Source organism: Streptococcus pseudopneumoniae (assembly GCF_001074565.1).
Lineage (GTDB): Bacteria > Bacillota > Bacilli > Lactobacillales > Streptococcaceae > Streptococcus > Streptococcus pseudopneumoniae_J.
On the sequence record NZ_JUQX01000057.1, the window covers coordinates 43,469 to 63,167 of the forward strand.

Here is a 19,699-nt window from a genome sequence, read left to right on the forward strand (position 1 = left end):
TAGTTTGCTCTTTGATTTTCATTGAGTATAAGATGTAACTTAGAGCATCTTATATAGAATATACATGGGAATGGGAGTCAATCCCATTCCCATATTTTCAATAGGAATGAAACAATAATAGATTAGAGGAACTCTATGCTAAATTACACAAAAGAAGAATTACTTGAACTGGGTGCAGAAATCACGACTCGTGAGATCTACCAACAGCCTGATGTATGGAAAGAAGCTTTTGAATCTTACCAAGCAAAACGGGAAGAAATTGCAGCCTTTCTGCAAGGTATCGCTGATAGACATGACTATATCAAGGTTATCTTGACGGGTGCTGGTACTTCTGCTTATGTGGGAGATACCTTGGTGCCTTACTTTAAGGAAGTCTATGACGAACGCAAATGGAATTTCAATGCCATTGCGACAACAGATATCGTAGCAAATCCAGAAACCTATCTGAAAAAAGATGTGGCAACTGTCCTTGTATCCTTTGCTCGTAGCGGAAATTCTCCTGAAAGTGTGGCGACAGTTGATTTGGCTAAAGCCTTGGTTGATGACCTCTATCAAGTGACCATTACATGTGCTGCAGACGGGAAATTGGCTCTTCAAGCCCATGGCGATGACCGCAATCTCTTGCTCTTGCAACCAGCTGCCTCTAATGACGCTGGATTTGCCATGACTTCTAGCTTTACGTCTATGATGCTAACAGCTCTCTTGGTCTTTGATCCTACAGAATTTGCTGTGAAAGCTGAACGTTTTGAAGTTGTGACTAGCCTTGCGCGTAAAGTTCTAGACAATGCAGCAGATGTTAAAGAGCTTGTTGACCTTGACTTTAACCGTGTTATCTATCTGGGTGCTGGTCCTTTCTTTGGACTTGCTCATGAAGCTCAGTTGAAGATTTTGGAATTAACTGCTGGTCAAGTGGCGACCATGTATGAAAGCCCAGTTGGCTTCCGTCACGGTCCAAAATCATTGATCAACGAAGATACAGTTGTTTTGGTATTTGGTACAACGACAGACTACACTCGCAAGTACGACTTGGACTTGGTTCGTGAAGTTGCTGATGATCACATTGCTCGTCGTGTTGTGCTTTTGAGTGATCAAGCCTTTGGTCTTGAAAATGTCAAAGAAGTAGCTCTTGGCTGTGGTGGAGTCTTGAATGATATTTATCGTGTCTTCCCTTACATCGTATATGCTCAACTCTTTGCCCTTCTGACTTCGCTTAAGGTCGAAAATAAACCAGATACACCGTCTCCTACAGGTACAGTAAACCGTGTGGTACAAGGTGTTATCATTCATGACTATCATAAATAAGGAAGTGTCTATGAGTAAATTACAATTAAGTCCTAATAAAGTAGCTTGCTTGCAAAAACTCTCTGACGAGAACGGCATTATCTCAGCTCTTGCCTTTGACCAACGTGGTGCTTTGAAACGCCTTATGGCTCAATACCAAACAGAAGAACCAACAGTTGCTCAAATGGAAGAACTTAAAGTTTTGGTTGCAGATGAATTGACAAAATACGCATCCTCTATGCTTCTTGACCCTGAGTATGGTCTCCCAGCTACAAAAGCGCTTGATGCCAATGCTGGTCTTCTTCTTGCTTATGAGAAAACTGGCTACGACACAACTAGCACCAAACGCTTGCCTGACTGCTTGGATGTTTGGTCTGCCAAACGCATCAAGGAACAAGGTGCAGATGCTGTTAAGTTCTTGCTTTACTACGATGTAGATAGCTCTGACGAACTCAACCAGCAAAAACAAGCCTACATCGAACGCATTGGTTCTGAGTGTGTGGCGGAAGATATTCCATTCTTCCTTGAAATCTTGGCTTACGATGAAAAAATCGCTGACGCAGGTTCTGCAGAATACGCTAAAGTAAAACCACACAAGGTTATCGGTGCCATGAAGGTCTTCTCAGATCCACGCTTCAACATTGATGTCTTGAAAGTGGAAGTTCCAGTCAACGTCAAATACGTTGAAGGCTTTGGCGATGGTGAAATCGTGTATACTCGCGAAGAAGCAGCAGCCTTCTTCAAAGCACAAGATGAAGCAACGAACTTGCCATACATCTACTTGAGTGCGGGTGTATCGGCTAAACTCTTCCAAGAAACGCTTGTCTTTGCCCACGAATCAGGCGCAAACTTCAACGGAGTTCTTTGTGGCCGTGCAACATGGGCTGGATCAGTTGAAGCTTACATCAAAGACGGTGAAGCAGCAGCTCGTGAATGGTTGCGTACAACAGGTTTTGAGAACATTGACGAACTCAACAAGGTTCTTCAAACAACAGCGACTTCATGGACTAAACGTATAGAAGCATAAAATAAGAATAGAAGAATCCCCATTTGTTAAGAAGAGACTTAAGGTTTTCTGACAAAGGATTCTGAAAATGGAAACTACAACCATAGATGGTGCAGACACTCTCTATGGTTTGTTTACTTAAGAGAAATGGATCAAAGGAGAGAAGAATGAAAGCATACACAGAGCGTGTATTTGGAAATCATGAGGGCAAGGATGTCTTGGCCTATCGCTTTGAGACTGACAGTGGCTACCAGCTTGAAGTTATGACCTATGGTGCGACCATCTTGCGCTATGTCACGCCTGACAAGGATGGAAACTTTGCCAATGTGATCTTGGGATTTGATGATTTTGCTAGCTATGTAGGCAATAGTCCCAAGCATGGAGCAAGTGTAGGTCCTGTAGCGGGTCGTATTGCAGGTGCGACATTTGAGCTCAATGGCAAGACCTATGATCTTGAAGTCAACAATGCTAGCAACTGTAACCACAGTGGTTCAACAGGTTGGGATTCGAGCTTGTTTGAATTGGTCGAGGTGAGCGACCATGGCTTGACTCTCTACACAGAGCGTACAGATGGGACAGGAGGATTTCCTGGTAATCTCAAGATTTGGATTAGCTACTACTTGGAAGAAACTGGTGCCTACGAAGTCAGCTATAAGGTGACGACAGATCAGGATACGCTTGTTAATCCAACTAATCACAGCTACTTCAACTTGTCTGGTGATTTCACGCAGACAGTTGACCGCCATGTCTTTCAGCTAAACACGGAGGGCATTTACCCAATCGCTCCGGACGGTGTGCCAGCAAAAACTCCAGATGCTGATCGCGATGTGGTGAAACACATCTACAATGGTGCTTTGCTCAAGGACATCTTTGCAGAGGAAGATGAGCAAATCCAGTTGGTATCTGGTTTGGATCACCCATTTGCCCTTCCTGCAGGTCATGACAATGCTGGTTTCCTTTATGATCAAAACTCAGGTCGTTTCCTGCTTTTCAAGACAGAGGCTCCTTGCTTTGTGGTCTACACCGCAAACTTTGTGGATGAGACTGTCGTCATAGCTGGTCAGCCAATGGTACAGCACAATGGCATTGCCCTTGAAGCTCAGGCCTTACCAGATGCCATTCACAGTGACCTCAAAGACCAAGTCATTCTCAAAGCAGGGCAAACCTTTACTAGTAAAACTCGTTACGAGCTTGTTGTTAAATAAAAAGAAGAGCTGGTTTCCAGCTCTTTTGAGTTGTCTTCGTTGACATTTTATCTCAATAGTGTATAATTGATGTAATCAATAAAGTTACAACAAAAGGAGACACCCTATGACTTATGCATACCAAAGCCACATTTATCTAGCCGAGGTAGTTTTAAATGTCAAGGATTTGACGCGTCAAACGGCTTTTTATCACCAGATTATTGGCTTGGAGATTTTATCTCAAACAGAGACAGAAGCGATTTTGGGACTTGGTCGAAAAGCCTTGGTTCATTTGATTCAGGCAGAAAAAGCTGGGGAAGTAAGGGAGCATTATGGGCTCTACCATCTGGCGATTTTGTTGCCGACACGAAAAGCCTTGGCAGATGTCTTGAAACACCTAAGTGACTTGCAGATTCCTCTGGTTGGGGGTGCAGATCATGGATACAGCGAGGCTATTTATCTAGAGGATTTGGAAGGGAATGGTATTGAACTCTACCGTGATAAGCCAGTGTCTTCATGGGATATTCGAGAAGACGGTCGCATTATCGGTGTGACCGAAGCCCTTGCGGCACAGGACATGTATGAATTAGGGGAAAAGGTAGATCCCTTTGTCCTAGCTGAAAGGACGAGAATGGGGCATATCCATCTATCGGTGAAGGATAGCCGCGCGGCGAGCCAGTTTTATCAAAAGGTGTTAGGGCTAGAAGATAAATTTAGCATTCCGAGTGCTAGTTGGATAGCGGCTGGTCAGTACCATCACCACCTGGCTGTCAACGAATGGGCTGGAAAAAGTCTAGATCCCCGCAAATCGGGCTTGCCCGGCTTGGCCTACTATGTCCTTGAGGTCGAAAGCAAGGAAAAACTCTTAGCCATCGTTCAGCAAGCACAAGAGCTAGAAGCACCAATCAAATGGCTACATTCGAGTGAGTTGGATTTTGTAGAGCCAGATGGGATTGTGACCCGCATTCGCTTGGCGCGATGAGACGAGGAAAACACGTCATTTATTTTAGAGACATAGAAAAAGGCGGACAAGCTCGTATTCTGTTTTTAGAATGCGGACTTGTTCGCTTTTTTATGAAATGACGAAGCCTTTTTTGACTCTAGCCAATCTATCTATCAGGGATATTTTCCCTTTTCTGGGGGTTCATGCTATAATACTAATAAACTCTAGGAAGGCAAATGCCGAAATCTGCTAGACTGCTGGCAATCGTTGTCACGATGCTTTTAAGAGAAAGTAGGATTCTGTTTGAACATCCGTATTGAGTTTAGGAGACAGGAAATAGATGGACACAAGTGTAAAAAATTTAATCAGTATGGGCCCTCTGGAGGACTCTTTTATCTATTATGATCTGAAGAATCAAGTATTCTACGGTGTAAAACAAGGCATGAATTATTCAGCTATTGCAGCCCCTATTGCAATCTATTCCTTGCAACGACTGTCAAAGTTGCTCAACCAAACTTTTGGAGATGTCTCCTCCCCTTTCAATCTGATTTTCTTTATCCTGATGTCTCTGTTTTTGGTTTTCGGGACCATTCTCCTTGCCAAATCTACCCGACGTAACATGAAGACAGATAGATTTAGAAAAGTCCGGCTGACAAAAGCCAATATCAAAACGCTTAGGAGAAAATCTAGGGCGTTGACAGTAGTTGGCTACATTTTTGTTTTAATAACGATTTTTTCAGCCTATCGTTATCTGGCTGTTTCTGATTTTCAGTTTTTACTTATGTACATGTTAGGGATTGGTATTCTTACATATATGGTCTATGATTTTCGGATGAAAACACGCAAACGACTGTTCAAGGAACTGATGGAGACATTACAGGACGATAGCCGAGGGAAAGAGGGAGAAATGTAAGATGAGAAAAATCATTTATATAGGCCAAGGAAGCCTGCAATCCGTCTACTATAACACAAGGACGAGAGAGGCTTTAACGACAGAATCTATCACCTCGTCAGAAACCGACGGTGCTATCAGTTCAAAGAAATCCAAGTGGCCTTGGATTCTCTTCTTTGCTTTCTTGCTAGTTACTATCATCGGTATTTGGATTCGTTCCTTGATAGCGCCCTTTAGATTGAGTGAGTGGATGATGCCTATCCATCTAGCCGCAATCCTTTTTGCTTTTATCGGAAGTGTTTATGGATTTGAAAAACTGTTCTACAGTGGGGCTAAGTCGCTTGTCCCAGCAAGTGAAGAGCAGTTTAAAGAAGCGGTAGAAAGTAGTAAATTTTGGAAAAAATCTCCGGATAAGGAACCAACAGTCGATAAAATCATCTTGTATCTATTTGTCATCCTCGTTCTTCTATTTGTTTTTGTTATTGTTGTGTTCTTTGCCATACCTGGGACCTTTCTTCCCTACTATGAACATGAATGGTTTGAGCCGTCCATGTTCATGGTACCAATCGGAGCAATAATCGTCCCAATTAGTGTCGTACTGCTCTTATTCCAAAACAATCCAATCCGCTGGCTCTTAGCCGTACGAAAATACAAGCAGGGGAAAGTATTATTTGGGGAAGAGAAATAGAAAAGAGGAGATGATGTCACAAGAAAGCTATTTGCAAATCAAAAAAGAGTATCGAGTTCGTCAGTTTTTGGTGATTTTTCTATTTATTATTTTCGCCATACTCGATATTCTACTGGTATCGAGTCGTTCCAGATATGTTCCGCTTTTAACTACGGCTATGGCAACCCTTGTGCCTTTTAATCATTTTTTCCTTGTTCCTTTTTGGAGACAGAAAAAAGCTATCGAAGAAGAACACCCGGAATGGAAAGAACTCAGTACAAAGGGAGTAAAGATTCCTTCAACAGAAGCCAATAAAAGAACCTTGGCTAGTATTGGGATCTTGATGACCTTGCTGTTGTCTTTTGGGCTATTCTATAAACCTGTGAAACAGTCGAACGTAAAGGTGAATCAAGTAGACAAGCTGCCTAAGATTGATTTTAAAGCTCCTGAAAAGTCTAGGTCTTCGGAGTCTGAGTCATCCAGCTCCTCTGAGATGAAAGAATCCAGTTCCTCAGAGTCGAAAACCTCGTCTTCGACTGAACAAGGTTCTAAAACAGAAAGTTCAGGAACACAGCCGTCAAAAAGCGAGTCCAATAATTCTTATTACCAGATCCCAGGACTTACTGACGAACAGGTGAGAGATATCGTATCGAAATCTGTGAAAGATTTGAAAGAACAAGAGTCAAAAGAAAAATCTGAAGAGTAGATTCGAGGGATTCGATGTCGATTTTGGACGAGTTCCTTCTTTGGGCTTTTACTCTATAGAATAACTGGAGGAGTTCATATGACTAAAGAAATGATTGGTTTGATAGTTGGGACAGTCGTCACTCTTCTATCTTTTGTGTTTGTATGCGGCACCTTTCTCTATCTCTATCTTCGAGATCGGAAGATGGTACGGCTTGCCCAGTCATCTGTACAGGGAACGGTTGTCGGCTATAGTCGTTTTCGTGAGGGTTATCCGCCTATCGTTGAATATACGGTAGATGGGCTTACTTATAAGAAAACCTTGCAGTATTTTATGATCAAAACGGTCACGACTCCGTGGGGTCCTACTAAGGTTTCAAATGATTATACAAGAGAAGAAATGCTAGCGCCTTCCATCACTCGCCACAGCAACTCCTTCGTTTCCTTTGATAGTTTGATGCAGACCCATTTCCCCCTTTATTCGGAGTTAACGGTCTGGTATGATCCAGACAAGCCGACCAGGGCCTATGTCGAACGCTATAGCGGGATGGACAAGTTTTACAAGTGGTTCGGTATCGGATTTGGACTGGCCCTAGTTCTGTTCTATGGGATAGTAATCCTAGCCTTTTTGTCTAAGATATAAGGCATAACTAATCGGATACTTGATTTCTTGATCGTGCTTCAAGGAGAACAGCCTTTGTTCTCCTTTTTCCTGTTCAGTAATCTTTTCTATCCAATACAGAGAAAAGGTTGCCTCCTATAAAGACAGATAGGATGAGAATTTTGACAAAGAACCTTATTCGAGATATAATGAAGAAAAAGTGACCAAGGATAAATCAATGACAAACTCAAAGTATATAACACGCCTGAAACGTTCAGAGGGCCAGTTGCGTGGGATTCAAAAGATGATTGATGAAGATCGTGACTGCGCAGATATCATTACCCAGTTGACCGCAGTGCGCTCCAGTGTTGAGCGCGTGATTGAGATGATGATTACCGAAAATCTCACTGCTTGCATCAATCAACCGCTAGACGACCCTGAGGCTCAAAAGGAACGCTTGGAAAAGGCTGTTCAGTACCTAATCAAACGAAAATAACCCACTTTTTAGGGCTATCAAGTTGATAAAGGAGGCTAGAAGATGGAAGCATACGAAAAAGTTGTAGAGGTGCTAAATGGACTAGATATTCCCTTTGATATCGTGGAGCACGAGCCAGCCTTAACGACGGAGCAGGCAGATAGTTTTATCGAGGGAATCGAAGGTGTCCGTACCAAGACCATGTTTCTCACAAACAAAAAGAAAACAGCCTACTATCTGCTAATCATGGATGATCAAAAGCGACTGGATATGAACCTCTTGAAAGAACTAATAGGAGCTAATAGAGTTCGGATGGCCTCGCCTGAGAGCTTGTTTGAAAAAATGAGTTTGCCCGCAGGAGTTGTTTCGCCTTTTGGTTTGCTCAATAATACCAACAAGGACATTCAAGTTTATTTCGACAAAGAAATCATGTCGGAAAAACGGATGAGTTTCCACCCCAATACCAACGAGAAAACCCTCTTTTTGGATACCGTAGATTTGCTTCGTTTTTTAGAAGCGATAGGTTACGAGTTCCATATCATTGAGTTGTAGAAACGAAAAAACCGATTAAGAAATTTAATCGGTTTTTTGCTTATTCTACTTGACCGGGCCAAGCATTCATACCACCTTCTACATTGGTAACGGTGAGACCTTGGGCGCTGAGAAATTGACAGGCAGAGGCAGAACGCACTCCACCTTGACAAATGACATGGTATTCATGGTCAGGTTTGAGTTCTTTGTAGCCTTGCTCCAAGGTACTTAATGGAAGATTTTTGGCACCTGGTGCATGCCCTGCTTGGAATTCATGTACTTCACGGACATCGATAAGATCTAGATTTTCATTTTGATATTTTTCATAAAAGTCAGCCATGCTGATATTAGTTACCATATTCTACTCCTTCTGGGTTAGCCATTTTGTATAGTGAATAAGCGCCGTCAAGGTTTTGGACGGTAAATCCTGCTTGCTTGAGGATACGCTCTGCGATATAGCTGCGCAAACCACTGTGGCAGCTAACGATGTAGGCTTGGTTCTTGTCTAGTTCATCCAAGCGTTCCCGTAGTTCATTTAGGGGAATGTGAATGGTGTCGACTTTGAGTCGACCACTTTGGAATTCGCCACTGGTTCGCACGTCTAGGAATTTCTTTCCCTTAGCCAGTTCGTCTTCGAGCTGGTACCATTGAACGTTGTCGCTGAGACCTTCGATAAGGTTCAAGGCTGCGTAGCCCAGCATATTGACGGGATCCTTGGCAGATCCAAAAGGAGGCGCATAGGTGAACTCCAATTCTGGTAAGTCAAAGACGGTGAGATTTCCCTTGATAGCAGTTGCTAGGATATCGATTCGCTTGTCAACACCTTTCTTCCCAACTCCTTGGGCACCATAGATTTTTCCAGTGTTTGGGTCAAAGAGGAGCTTCAAGGTCATATCAGTAGCGCCAGGATAATAACCAGCGTGATCTTTACCGCTGACATGAAGTGCCTTGTAAGGAAGTTGATTCATGCTAAGGATACGCTCGCTGAGACCAGTCGAAGCAGCTGTCATATCAAAGGCACGAACGATAGCAGTGCCGATACTGCCCTTGTTTGTACGCCCGAGTCCTGCGATGACGTCCGCCACTTGGCGTCCCTGACGATTGGCAGGAGAAGCGAGAGAGATGAGAGCGTCTTGGCCCGTAATCTCTTGCTTGACGACGATGGCATCCCCAACTGCAAAAATATCTTTTTGACTGGTTTCGTAATGTTCATCGACCAAGATCCCACCACGAAGTCCCAGGTCAATCCCCGCAGCTTTGGCCAGTCCGTTTTCAGGTTCAACACCGACAGAAAGGATGGTGAGGTCAGAAGTGATCTTTTGACCGTTTTCAAGAACGATGACTTTTCCTTGGTCTTCAAATCGAGTCGCAGACTGAGAAGTGATAACGCGAACACCGTTTGCCAGCAATTCTGCTTGGACAAAGGCTGCCATTTCTTGATCTAATGGTGGCAAGACATGGGGTGCTTTCTCAATGATTGTAACTTGCAATCCACGTTTAGCCAGGTTTTCAGCCATTTCAAGCCCGATAAAGCCTGCACCGATAACGATAGCTTCTTTTGGATGATTGTCCAAGGCTGCCATAATCTCGTCAAGATCGGGAACATTGCGGAGCGTGTAGGCATTCTTCGCTTCTGCCAAGCCTTCAATAGTAGGAACAAATGGTTTAGCTCCTGGGGAGAGGATCAACTTGTCGTAGCTTTCTGTGAATTCCTGTCCATCGTGTCGCACTGTCACAGTGTGCTCTGCTGGCGAAATCTGGATGACTTCATGAAATGGTCGCACATCGAGATTAAAGCGTGCCTTGAGACTTTCAGGAGTTTGGACCAATAAACTATCACGGTTTGCAATCTCTCCTGAAACATAGTAAGGAAGTCCGCAGTTTGCAAAGGAAACAAAGGGACCTTTCTCAAAAATAGTGATTTCAGCGTCTTCCATGAGACGTCTGAGACGGGTTGCCGCTGACATTCCGCCTGCAACTCCCCCGACAATGATAATTTTCATTGATTTTCTCCTTTATGCTTCTAGATGACCTTGCCTGTCCAAGCGCTCATACCGCCTCGGACGTTGATGACATCATAGCCTTTTTTCTTTAGCTTCTTCGCAGCTAATTTGCTTCGTACACCCGAATGACAAATGACATAAAGTGTTTCTTTTGTCGCTGGTGTGTAAGATCCGATTTCGGATAGAGGGACATTCTTGGCGTTTTTGATATGACCTCTATGAAATTCCGTAGGCGTCCGAACATCCAGTAGCTGAATTGGTTCTCTGAGTTTAGCTTCTAACTCGCTGGTAGAAATACTGTCAATTTTTGTAAATAATAAGTGAAACATAGGCACCTCCAAATATACCCTTATGGGGTATATTAAACCATGAAGTCAAGCTTTTGTCAAGCAAGTTGTTTTGAGAGACTGGAAAGCAGTATATTCTTGAACTTTCAAAGCCTTTTTGATATGATGGCCTCAAACTAAGTGTGAGGTGATAAGATGACCAGTGAATACCAGAAAATGATTGCGGGAGAGCCCTATCATCCGTTTGATCCCGAGTTGCGGGCCTTGGCTCAGACAGCACGTCAGAAGCAGGCGGATTTCAACCAGGAGTTAGATCCCTTGAAAAGGGCGGAGATTATTAAAAGTTGGTTTGGTTCAACTGGGAAAAATCTCTATGTCAATCCACGCCTGGTGGTCGATTATGGAGTCAATATCCATCTAGGGGAAAATTTTTATTCTAATTGGAATTTGACCATGCTGGATGTTTGTCCGATTCGCATCGGTAACAATGCCATGCTTGGCCCCAACTGTCAGTTTTTAACCCCACTCCACCCACTAGATCCGCATGAACGTAATTCAGGGGTCGAATACGGCAAGCCCATCACCATCGGTGACAATTTCTGGGCTGGAGGTGGCGTCATTGTCCTTCCTGGAGTGACACTGGGCAATAACGTAGTGGCGGGAGCAGGAGCCGTGATTACCAAGTCCTTCGGAGACAATGTTGTCCTAGCTGGCAATCCTGCGCGTGTCATCAAGGAAATCCCAGTTAAAGAAAAGTAAAAGAGACCGGTTTTGTCGAGCTCACTGAGGGAATTCTTTTCAGTAAATAGTTAGCTGACACTAAAGATTAATATTGTCCAATAGTAATTAAAAAACGAATAAATGATAAGTGGTTTCCTGTAACTAAATATCATCATTCGTTTTTATAGTAGTATTATTAGGTTTTAAAGTTTTTCACTAGACTTGTTTTAATTGGCATCTTATTTGTAGGTTGGGGAAGAGTATTTGATTGCCACTTCCTTGACACTCCGTCAGTTTTTGATACAATAGTACAAAATTAGAGGAGGTGGGCTATGATTCAGAAGCATGCGATTCCCATTTTAGAGTTTGATGACAATCCTCAAGCGGTCCTTATGCCAACACATGAGGGGTTAGACTTGAAGTTGCCAAAGAAGTGTATCTATGCATTTTTGGAGGAGGAGATTGACCACTATGCTCAGGAAGTAGAGGCGGACTGTGTTGGCGAGTTCGTTTCGGCCACCAAGACATATCCAGTCTACGTCCTCAACTACAAGGATGAGAAGATTTGTCTGGCCCAGGCGCCCGTTGGTTCTGCCCCAGCGGCCCAGTTTATGGATTGGTTGATTGGCTATGGTGTGGAGCAAATCATTTCCACTGGAACCTGCGGAGTCCTAGCCGATATAGAGGAAAATGCCTTTCTCGTCCCTGTTCGCGCTCTGCGAGATGAGGGGACCAGCTACCACTATGCAGCGCCTTCTCGTTATATGGAGATGCAGCTTGAGGCTATCTCTGCCATTGAGCAAGTCTTGGAACAAAGAGGCATTCCTTACGAGGAGGTCATGGCCTGGACGACAGATGGTTTTTATCGAGAGACAGCTGAAAAGGTTGCCTATCGCAAGGAAGAAGGCTGTGCTGTTGTGGAGATGGAGTGCTCTGCTCTTGCGGCAGTTGCCCAACTACGTGGGGTTGTCTGGGGAGAACTGCTCTTTACCGCAGATTCCTTGGCAGATCTGGACAACTACGACAGTCGTGACTGGGGCTCAGAAGCTTTTGATAAGGCACTCGAACTCTGTCTTGCCATTGTGCACCACATGTGAGTATTCTGACTGTTTTTATGGTAGAATGTAGCTATGTTATTCAAATCTTTTTTGGAAAAAATCAAGACGATACTGGGACGCTTGTCGCCAGCCCGTCGCATCTTTTTAAGTTTTGCACTAGTGATCTTCTTAGGTTCGCTTCTTTTAAGTCTCCCCTTTGTGCAAGCAGAAACGTCACAAGCGACCTACTTTGACCATCTCTTTACGACTGTGTCCATGGTCTGTGTGACAGGGCTCTTCACCCAGCCGGTAGCCTCTACTTACAATATCTGGGGCCAGTTGATCTGCATGATCTTGATCCAGATAGGTGGTTTGGGGCTCATGACCTTTATCGGAATCTTTTATATTCAAGGCAAGCAAAAGCTCAGCCTTCGTGGTCGTGAGACTATTCAAGAAAGTTTCAGTTATGGAGAAACCCAGTCTCTAAAGGACTTCATCCGCTCAATCTTTCTGACGACTTTTCTGGTGGAAGGGCTCGGTGCCTTTCTCTTGAGTTTCCGCTTTATTCCTGAATTTGGCTGGGGGCGAGGGATTTTAACCTCTATCTTTTTGGCTGTTTCAGCTTTCTGTAATGCTGGATTTGATAATTTTGGGAGTACGAGTTTGGTAGCCTTTCAAACGGATCCCTTGATCAATCTAGTGATTGCAGGATTGATTATCACGGGTGGTCTAGGATTTATGGTCTGGTTTGACCTAGCGACCCAGTTTGGGAAAAAGAAAAAACGCCGCCTGCGTTTCCATACCAAGTTAGTTCTCTTTTTAACGGTGGGAATTTTACTCTTTGGAACAGTATCGACTCTCTTAATTGAGTGGAACAATCCTGGGACGATTGGAAATCTCAGCGCTCCAGAGAAACTGCTGGTTAGTTTCTTCCAGACCGTCAGCATGAGAACGGCTGGCTTTGCTTCCATTGACTACACCCAGGCTCGACCAGTTACCTTACTGATCTACATCTTGCAGATGTTTTTGGGCGGGGCACCTGGAGGGACAGCAGGGGGGCTTAAGATTACGACCTTCTTTGTCTTGTTGGTCTTTGCTCGTAGCGAACTATTGGGCTTGCCTCATGCCAATGTTGCTCGGAGGACGATTGAACCCCGAACCGTGCAAAAATCTTTCAGTGTCTTTATTATTTTCTTGCTGACTTTCTTGCTGGGCTTGATCCTACTAGGGATAACAGCAGAGGGAAATCCGCGTTTTATTTACCTCATGTTTGAGACCATTTCAGCCCTTGCGACAGTTGGAGTGACGGCAAATTTAACGCCGGAGTTAGGTAAGTTAGCCCTCAGTATCGTTATGTTGCTGATGTTTATCGGCCGTATTGGTCCCTTGACACTACTGGTCAGTGTAGCGGAATACCAGCCAGATAAGAAAGACACAATTCACTATATGAAAGCAGATATCACCATTGGATAAGAAAGGATAAATGATGTCAGATCGAACAATTGGAATTTTAGGCTTGGGAATTTTTGGGAGCAGTGTTTTGGCTGCCCTTGCCAAGCATGACATGAATATCATTGCTATTGATGACCACGAGGAACGTATCAATCAATTAGAACCTGTGCTAACTCGTGGGGTAGTGGGCGATATTACGGATGAAGAACTCCTTCTATCAGCGGGGATTGACACCTGTGATACCGTAGTCGTCGCAACGGGTGAAAATCTGGAGTCCAGTGTTCTCGCGGTTATGCACTGTAAGAGTCTAGGAGTGCCGACCGTCATTGCCAAGGTCAAAAGCCATACAGCTAAAAAGGTGTTGGAAAAAATTGGTGCAGACGCAGTCATTTCACCAGAGTTTGAAATGGGGCGCTCATTGGCACAGACCATCCTCTTTCATAACAGCGTAGACGTCTTTCAGCTGGACAAGAATGTATCGATTGTCGAGATGAAAATCCCCCAATCATGGTTAGGTAAAAGTCTCAGTCAGTTGGATTTACGTGGGCGATACAACCTCAACGTACTTGGTTTTCGTGCCTACGAAAATGCTCCTCTGGATGTCCAATTCGGACCTAATGACCTCTTGCAGGCAGATGCCTACATCATGGCAGTCATTAATAACCAACATTTGGATACCCTAGCTGAACTGAGTGAGTAGGAGAGGAAGGGTACTCTCTTTCCCAAATAATTAACGAGTCAATATAAGTATTTTATAAGAGGGATTTAAGAAAAATTTTAACTTTTTCTTAATCCTTTTTAATTTTAGGAGATTATACTAGAGCCATCAAATAAAAAGCTCTAAGGAGAATCCTATGAAATTCAATCCAAATCAGAGATATACTCGTTGGTCTATTCGCCGTCTCAGTGTCGGTGTTGCTTCAGTTGTTGTAGCCAGTGGCTTCTTTGTCATAGTTGGTCAACCAAGTTCTGCGCGTGCTGATGTCGTCAATCCGACTCCTGCCCAAGTCGTGCCAGACGCAACTTCGGTGAGTGAAAAGAGCGACTTACCAGCAGAGGTTCTCAAAAAAGCAGTCGATGTAGCTCTTCCTTCAGAACGGTCTATTCCAACACCTAAAGCAAGTGTGGATACGACAAGCTCTTCAGAAAAAGCGGACGCAACTGCTAAAGAGCCGGTAGTAGCACCAAAAGAAGAAGTGCAAGCACAACCTGACTCTAAGAAACAAACAGAAGATGCAGTTAAACCTGTGGAAAGTCCTGAGTCTACAGTTTCTGGACAAGACCGTGAAGCCAGTGAAGCGCAACCAGCGACCACCCCAGCTGAAGTGCAAAAAAGTGTGGCCGACAACACCAAAGATACAGTAGATGTCCCAGCTTCTTACTTGGATAGAGCTAATTTCCCAGGTCCATTTACAGCTGGTGTCAACCAAGTCATTCCATACGAAGCTTTTGGTGGAGATGGTATGTTGACTCGCCTCTTGTTAAAAGCCTCAGATAAAGCCCCATGGTCAGACAACGGCTCAGCTAAAAATCCAGCTCTCCCACCAGTAGAGAAATTGGGCAAAGGTCTTTACTTCTACGAAGTAGACTTGGCAGGCACCCAAGGAAAATCTGATAAAGAGTTGCTTGACCTCTTGAAACAAAATGGTACGCAAAGCTATAAAGCTACCATCAAGGTGTACGGTGCGAAAGATGGCAAGCCTGACTTAACTAATCTGGTAGCGACTAAAGATTTGACTGTTAATTTGAATGGCTTGACCACACCAAATCAGGTTAAAAAGTCTGTTGTTAACAATGTCAAAGACATGATTGATGTTCCAGCTAGCTACCTTGATAAGGCTAAGGTTCCTGGACCTTTCTTGGCCGGTGTCAACCAAGTTATTCCATACGAAGCTTTCGGTGGTGATGGTATGTTGACTCGCCTCTTGTTAAAAGCCTCAGACAAAGCTCCATGGTCAGACAATGGAACAGCGAATAACCCAGCGTTATTGCCACTTGAAGGCTTGGCTAAAGGCCAATATTTCTACGAAGTAGATTTGAATGGCAACACGACAGGCAAAGAAGGACAAGCCCTTCTAGACCAACTTCGGGCCAATGGCACTCACACTTACCAAGCTACTATCAAAGTGTATGGTTCTAAAGATGGCAAACCTGATTTGAGCAATCTAGTAGCTACTCGTCAAGTAACGATTCAGCTTCGTGGAAAAGAAATGGCGTCAACACCATCTCAACAAGGTCAGATGAATACGAAACCTTCTGAAACAGGCTCTACAGGTACAACTGAGGGTATGATGGGCACAAATCATCGTATGTCAGACATGAAGACCGATCAACCAGCTTCTAGCCCAATGACTAATATGATGAAAAAAGATGATAAAGCGATGCTACCAAATACTGGGGAAGCTAAAACAGCTACAGCTGGCCTTGGTATCTTTGGTCTAGCCTTGGCAGGCCTTGTTGGACTTTTGGGTTTGACAACCAAACGAGAAGATTAAGATTCAAATCATTTAAATATTAGAGAAAATAGTGTTATACTAAAGCAAGTATAACACTGTTTTTATCGAAGGAGTGTCAGATGAAAAAGACAATTTTGCTGGTTGATGATGAGATAGATATTCTAGATATTCAAAACCGCTATCTTATACAGGCAGGATACGATGTTTTAGTCGCCCATGATGGCAAGGAGGGATTAGAACTTTTCAGAAAAAAATCTATCGACCTCATCATCACAGATATCATGATGCCCAATATGGACGGTTATGATTTTATCAGTGAAGTTCAGTATATCGCTCCGGATCAACCCTTCCTCTTTACAACTGCTAAGACAAGCGAACAGGATAAGATTTATGGCTTAAGTTTGGGGGCAGATGATTTTATAGTCAAGCCCTTTAGCCCACGCGAATTGGTTTTAAGAGTGAATAATATCTTGCGTCGCCTTAGCCGTGGAGGAGAGACAGAACAGATCGAGTTTGGTGACTTGGTAATCAACCATGTGACTCATGAGGTTCGCATTGGGGAGCAACCTTTGGAATTGACAGTAAAATCCTTTGAACTTCTATGGGTATTGGCCAGCAATCCCGAGAGAGTCTTTTCAAAGACGGAACTTTACGAGAAGGTATGGCAAGAGGACTATGTGGATGATACCAATACACTCAATGTTCATATCCATGCTTTGAGGCAAGAGTTGACCAAGTATACAAATTCAAATGCTCCTGCTATCAAAACTGTCTGGGGTTTGGGCTATAAGATGGAAAGATCAAGAGGTAGAAAATGAAATTAAAAAACTATATTTTAGTGGGGTATCTAGTGTCGACTCTGCTAACGATTTTGGTCGTTTTCTGGGCAGTCCAACGAATGTTGATCGAGAAAAGTGAAGTTTACTTTCTAGTTGGAATGACCTTGATTGCTAGTTTCATTGGCGCTGCAGTGAGCATCTTTCTTTTGTCGCCTGTGTTCTCTTCTCTGAAACATTTGAAAAAACAAGCTCAGGATATAGCCAGCAAGGATTTCAGCACAGAAATTGAAACCAAAGGCCCATTAGAATTTCAAGAGCTGGGCCAGGCTTTTAATGACATGTCCCACAATTTGCAAGCCACCTTTCAATCACTTGATGAGAGCGAGCAAGAAAAGAGAATGATGATTGCGCAGCTCTCTCACGATATTAAAACTCCCATTACCTCCATTCAGGTTACTGTGGAGGGAATTCTAGATGGAGTGATTAAGGAAGAGGAGCGGCTCCACTACTTAGCCACGATTGGTCGGCAAACTGAGCGTCTAAACAAGCTAGTGGAGGAATTGGATGTTTTGACTCTTAACACACAACCTCAAGATACTGCTGATGAAGAAGTCGAAGAGGTCTTTTTAGATCAGCTGTTGATTGAGTCAATGAGTGAATTTCAACTCCAGATTGAACAAGAGGAGCGGGATGTTTACATTCAAGTATCACCTGAGTCAGCGAAAATCAAGAGCCATTCTGACAAACTTTCTCGCATTCTGGTCAATTTGTTAAACAATGCCTTTAAATATTCAGAACCAGGAACCAGAATCGAGGTTCTTGCCCAATTAACAGAACAAGAGCTGACAATCAGTGTGAAAGACGAGGGTCAGGGGATTCATCCTGAGGATTTGGAAAAGATCTTTAAACGACTTTATCGTGTAGAAACTTCGCGCAATATGAAGACAGGTGGACATGGATTAGGTCTTGCGATTGCACGAGAACTAGCCCATCAGCTTGGTGGCGAAATCACAGCAGAAAGTCAATATGGCTTAGGAAGCAAGTTTACATTCAGCCTCAATTTGAAATAAAGGCGTAGTAAGTGGTAAGAGTTTTTAGATTGAATCAAATTTTCCTGTGAGGGAGAACAGAAATGTTCTCTCTCTTTTTTATTTGCTGAGAAATGGGGGATTTGATATGGAACGAGTAGGACGTCAGGAATTACTAGAACAATTATTAAATTATGAACCATTAGGATTTATTGATCCATTCTCAGATCTTGGGGAGTTTGATTCTCTCCAGAAGAAATTTAAACAGCCTGTCAAAGAGCTAGTGAATCGATATTCAGGACAACCTTACAGCTTGGCCTGGCAACATAAAATTATGGAAATGCGGAAGTTGTTTATTGCCTATCAGATAGCATTAAATGAAGAAGATAAGCAGATTAACTTTCAGAGAAGAACAAGAAGCGAAGAGTCCAAAGAACATGCTGATGCTATTGTAACAACCTATTTGAAGCTGGGATTTAGTTTTAAAGAGATTGAGAAACGTGTTTCTTTATCTTACAAACAACTTCGTAGAGGCTGGAGAAGAAGTGACCACATCATGACAAATAGTCCTGAATTTTATAGCAAAGGGGACTTATCTGAAGGTTACTGTTTACCGAGTAAAAAGCTACCTGATAGTATGAGAATCAATGAGGAAGGGATATGAGAGTCCTAAAAACTATGAAAAAGATTGATTTATTAAAATGCTTATCCATCATCACAAAAGACGGATTAAGAACACAAAAATTTAAGAATAGCCATTTACAGCTCATCTCTTCAGCTGAAGAAGGAAGACGAGGGTCTGTATTTGCTTATCGTTCAAAAGCGAATATGGTGAAGGCACGTGGTGTTGTTTTAACCTCTGTCGAATCATTGCTTGAGAACCAGGATCAGTTTACACACTGGACTCCTAACGTATATTGCTACGGAAGCTATAGCGATGATAGTCGACGGATTACACGTGGCCACTCTGAAGATAATCTAAGACAGATTAACACATTTTACATTGACTTCGATATTAGCTCTTCAGCTGAAGAAATGACAACAGGAGATATTTTAACTGCTTCCTTGGATCTAGGTTTTATGCCGACGTTGATCCTGAAATCAGATAAAGGATTTCAAGCCTATTTTGTCCTCTCAGAATCAGCCTATGTTACAGCTCATTCTCAATTTCGAGTGGTAAAGGTGGCTAAAGCTATCTCTCAAAATTTGAGAAATTACTTTGCTCAAACTTTACCAGTAGATATGACCTGTAACCATTTTGGAATTGCTCGGATTCCTCGAACTGATAATGTCGAATTCTTTGATGCTGACTATACTTATTCGTTCCAGGAGTGGTTAGATTGGTCGATGAAGCAATCAGAACTTCCTTTCCCAAGTAAAAAGCCCAATTTGACGGTTCTTTCAGGTTCTGAAGGGGTGAAACAGATTGATGAACCCTGGTATCAATTGCTGATGAGAGAGGGGAATATCAAAGGTGGAAAAGCCTTGATGGGAAGAAACAACGTTCTTTTCACGCTAGCTTTAGCCAACTTCTCTTCAGGAATCGATCAGGAAGAGTGTGAGGAGGTTCTTTCTAGTTTTAATGCGAATCTAGACGAACCACTCTCTTCAGCTGAATATCATAAGATTATCACAAGCGCCTACTCAGGAAAATATGAAGCTGCTAGTCGTGA

22 protein-coding genes are annotated in these 19,699 nt (G+C 43.2%); 19 read left to right on the top strand and 3 right to left on the bottom strand.

What is annotated here, in order from left to right:
* Positions 1–135 precede the first annotated feature (135 nt).
* The 10 genes from ADI74_RS08275 (at position 136) to ADI74_RS08320 (ending at position 8,285) form a co-directional block, all read left to right on the top strand.
* Entirely contained in the window at positions 136–1,302 is a 1,167-nt protein-coding gene (locus ADI74_RS08275; RefSeq protein ID WP_049538248.1) for an SIS domain-containing protein, read from the top strand.
* A 10-nt stretch (positions 1,303–1,312) separates the two neighbouring features.
* Complete coding sequence (gene lacD / locus ADI74_RS08280) at positions 1,313–2,308, top strand: tagatose-bisphosphate aldolase (RefSeq protein WP_049538274.1); 996 nt, start codon at positions 1,313–1,315, stop codon at positions 2,306–2,308.
* 146 nt (positions 2,309–2,454) lie between these two features.
* Positions 2,455–3,492, top strand: a complete 1,038-nt coding sequence (locus ADI74_RS08285) for an aldose epimerase family protein (protein WP_049538251.1) — start codon at positions 2,455–2,457, stop codon at positions 3,490–3,492.
* Positions 3,493–3,598: 106 nt separating this feature from the next.
* Positions 3,599–4,453 carry a VOC family protein gene (locus ADI74_RS08290; protein ID WP_049538252.1) on the top strand — a complete coding sequence of 285 codons (855 nt, stop codon included), beginning with the start codon at positions 3,599–3,601 and terminating at the stop codon, positions 4,451–4,453.
* 301 nt (positions 4,454–4,754) lie between these two features.
* Entirely contained in the window at positions 4,755–5,327 is a 573-nt protein-coding gene (locus ADI74_RS08295) for a hypothetical protein (RefSeq protein ID WP_049538254.1), read from the top strand.
* 1 nt (position 5,328) lies between these two features.
* Entirely contained in the window at positions 5,329–5,994 is a 666-nt protein-coding gene (locus ADI74_RS08300; RefSeq protein WP_049538256.1) for a hypothetical protein, read from the top strand.
* A 13-nt stretch (positions 5,995–6,007) separates the two neighbouring features.
* On the top strand, positions 6,008–6,679 hold the full coding sequence (locus ADI74_RS08305; protein ID WP_049538257.1) for a hypothetical protein: 672 nt from the start codon (positions 6,008–6,010) through the stop codon (positions 6,677–6,679).
* A 78-nt stretch (positions 6,680–6,757) separates the two neighbouring features.
* Positions 6,758–7,300 (top strand): DUF3592 domain-containing protein, encoded by a 543-nt coding sequence (locus ADI74_RS08310; RefSeq protein WP_049538258.1) that lies wholly within the window; start codon positions 6,758–6,760, stop codon positions 7,298–7,300.
* 196 nt (positions 7,301–7,496) lie between these two features.
* On the top strand, positions 7,497–7,754 hold the full coding sequence (locus tag ADI74_RS08315) for a metal-sensitive transcriptional regulator (protein ID WP_049484505.1): 258 nt from the start codon (positions 7,497–7,499) through the stop codon (positions 7,752–7,754).
* A 42-nt stretch (positions 7,755–7,796) separates the two neighbouring features.
* Entirely contained in the window at positions 7,797–8,285 is a 489-nt protein-coding gene (locus tag ADI74_RS08320) for a prolyl-tRNA synthetase associated domain-containing protein (protein ID WP_049538259.1), read from the top strand.
* A 40-nt stretch (positions 8,286–8,325) separates the two neighbouring features.
* Here ADI74_RS08320 and ADI74_RS08325 read toward each other — a convergent pair whose 3' ends face one another.
* Genes ADI74_RS08325 through ADI74_RS08335 form a run of 3 tightly spaced genes read right to left on the bottom strand, consistent with a single transcriptional unit; the run spans position 8,326 to position 10,596 of the window.
* Positions 8,326–8,622, bottom strand: a complete 297-nt coding sequence (locus tag ADI74_RS08325; protein ID WP_049538260.1) for a rhodanese-like domain-containing protein — start codon at positions 8,620–8,622, stop codon at positions 8,326–8,328.
* Positions 8,612–10,267: an FAD-dependent oxidoreductase gene (locus tag ADI74_RS08330; RefSeq protein WP_049538261.1), complete on the bottom strand. Its 1,656-nt coding sequence runs from the start codon at positions 10,265–10,267 to the stop codon at positions 8,612–8,614. The genes ADI74_RS08325 and ADI74_RS08330 overlap by 11 nt, the downstream gene beginning before the upstream one ends.
* A gap of 20 nt (positions 10,268–10,287) precedes the next feature.
* The gene (locus ADI74_RS08335) at positions 10,288–10,596 is read right to left on the bottom strand and encodes a rhodanese-like domain-containing protein (protein ID WP_000468875.1); all 309 of its coding nucleotides are present in this window, start codon (positions 10,594–10,596) and stop codon (positions 10,288–10,290) included.
* 153 nt (positions 10,597–10,749) lie between these two features.
* Here ADI74_RS08335 and ADI74_RS08340 point away from each other — a divergent pair, with 153 nt between their 5' ends.
* From ADI74_RS08340 to ADI74_RS08380, 9 genes are all read left to right on the top strand, one after another.
* Positions 10,750–11,313, top strand: coding sequence for a sugar O-acetyltransferase (locus ADI74_RS08340; RefSeq protein ID WP_049538262.1), 564 nt, complete (start codon positions 10,750–10,752; stop codon positions 11,311–11,313).
* 293 nt (positions 11,314–11,606) lie between these two features.
* A complete protein-coding gene (locus ADI74_RS08345) occupies positions 11,607–12,371 on the top strand; it encodes a nucleoside phosphorylase (protein ID WP_049538263.1) in 765 nt (254 codons plus the stop codon).
* A gap of 33 nt (positions 12,372–12,404) precedes the next feature.
* On the top strand, positions 12,405–13,784 hold the full coding sequence (locus tag ADI74_RS08350) for a TrkH family potassium uptake protein (protein ID WP_049538264.1): 1,380 nt from the start codon (positions 12,405–12,407) through the stop codon (positions 13,782–13,784).
* A gap of 13 nt (positions 13,785–13,797) precedes the next feature.
* Positions 13,798–14,463: a potassium channel family protein gene (locus tag ADI74_RS08355; RefSeq protein WP_049538265.1), complete on the top strand. Its 666-nt coding sequence runs from the start codon at positions 13,798–13,800 to the stop codon at positions 14,461–14,463.
* Between the two features lie 154 nt (positions 14,464–14,617).
* Complete coding sequence (locus ADI74_RS08360; protein ID WP_049538266.1) at positions 14,618–16,258, top strand: SSURE domain-containing protein; 1,641 nt, start codon at positions 14,618–14,620, stop codon at positions 16,256–16,258.
* 80 nt (positions 16,259–16,338) lie between these two features.
* Positions 16,339–17,037: a response regulator transcription factor gene (locus ADI74_RS08365; protein ID WP_049538268.1), complete on the top strand. Its 699-nt coding sequence runs from the start codon at positions 16,339–16,341 to the stop codon at positions 17,035–17,037.
* Positions 17,034–18,068 (top strand): sensor histidine kinase, encoded by a 1,035-nt coding sequence (locus ADI74_RS08370; RefSeq protein WP_000769388.1) that lies wholly within the window; start codon positions 17,034–17,036, stop codon positions 18,066–18,068. The genes ADI74_RS08365 and ADI74_RS08370 overlap by 4 nt, the downstream gene beginning before the upstream one ends.
* Before the next feature lie 106 nt (positions 18,069–18,174).
* Entirely contained in the window at positions 18,175–18,690 is a 516-nt protein-coding gene (locus ADI74_RS08375; RefSeq protein ID WP_049538269.1) for a hypothetical protein, read from the top strand.
* 14 nt (positions 18,691–18,704) lie between these two features.
* A partial coding sequence (locus tag ADI74_RS08380) for a primase C-terminal domain-containing protein (RefSeq protein ID WP_049538276.1) occupies positions 18,705–19,699 on the top strand: 995 nt, incomplete at its 3' end.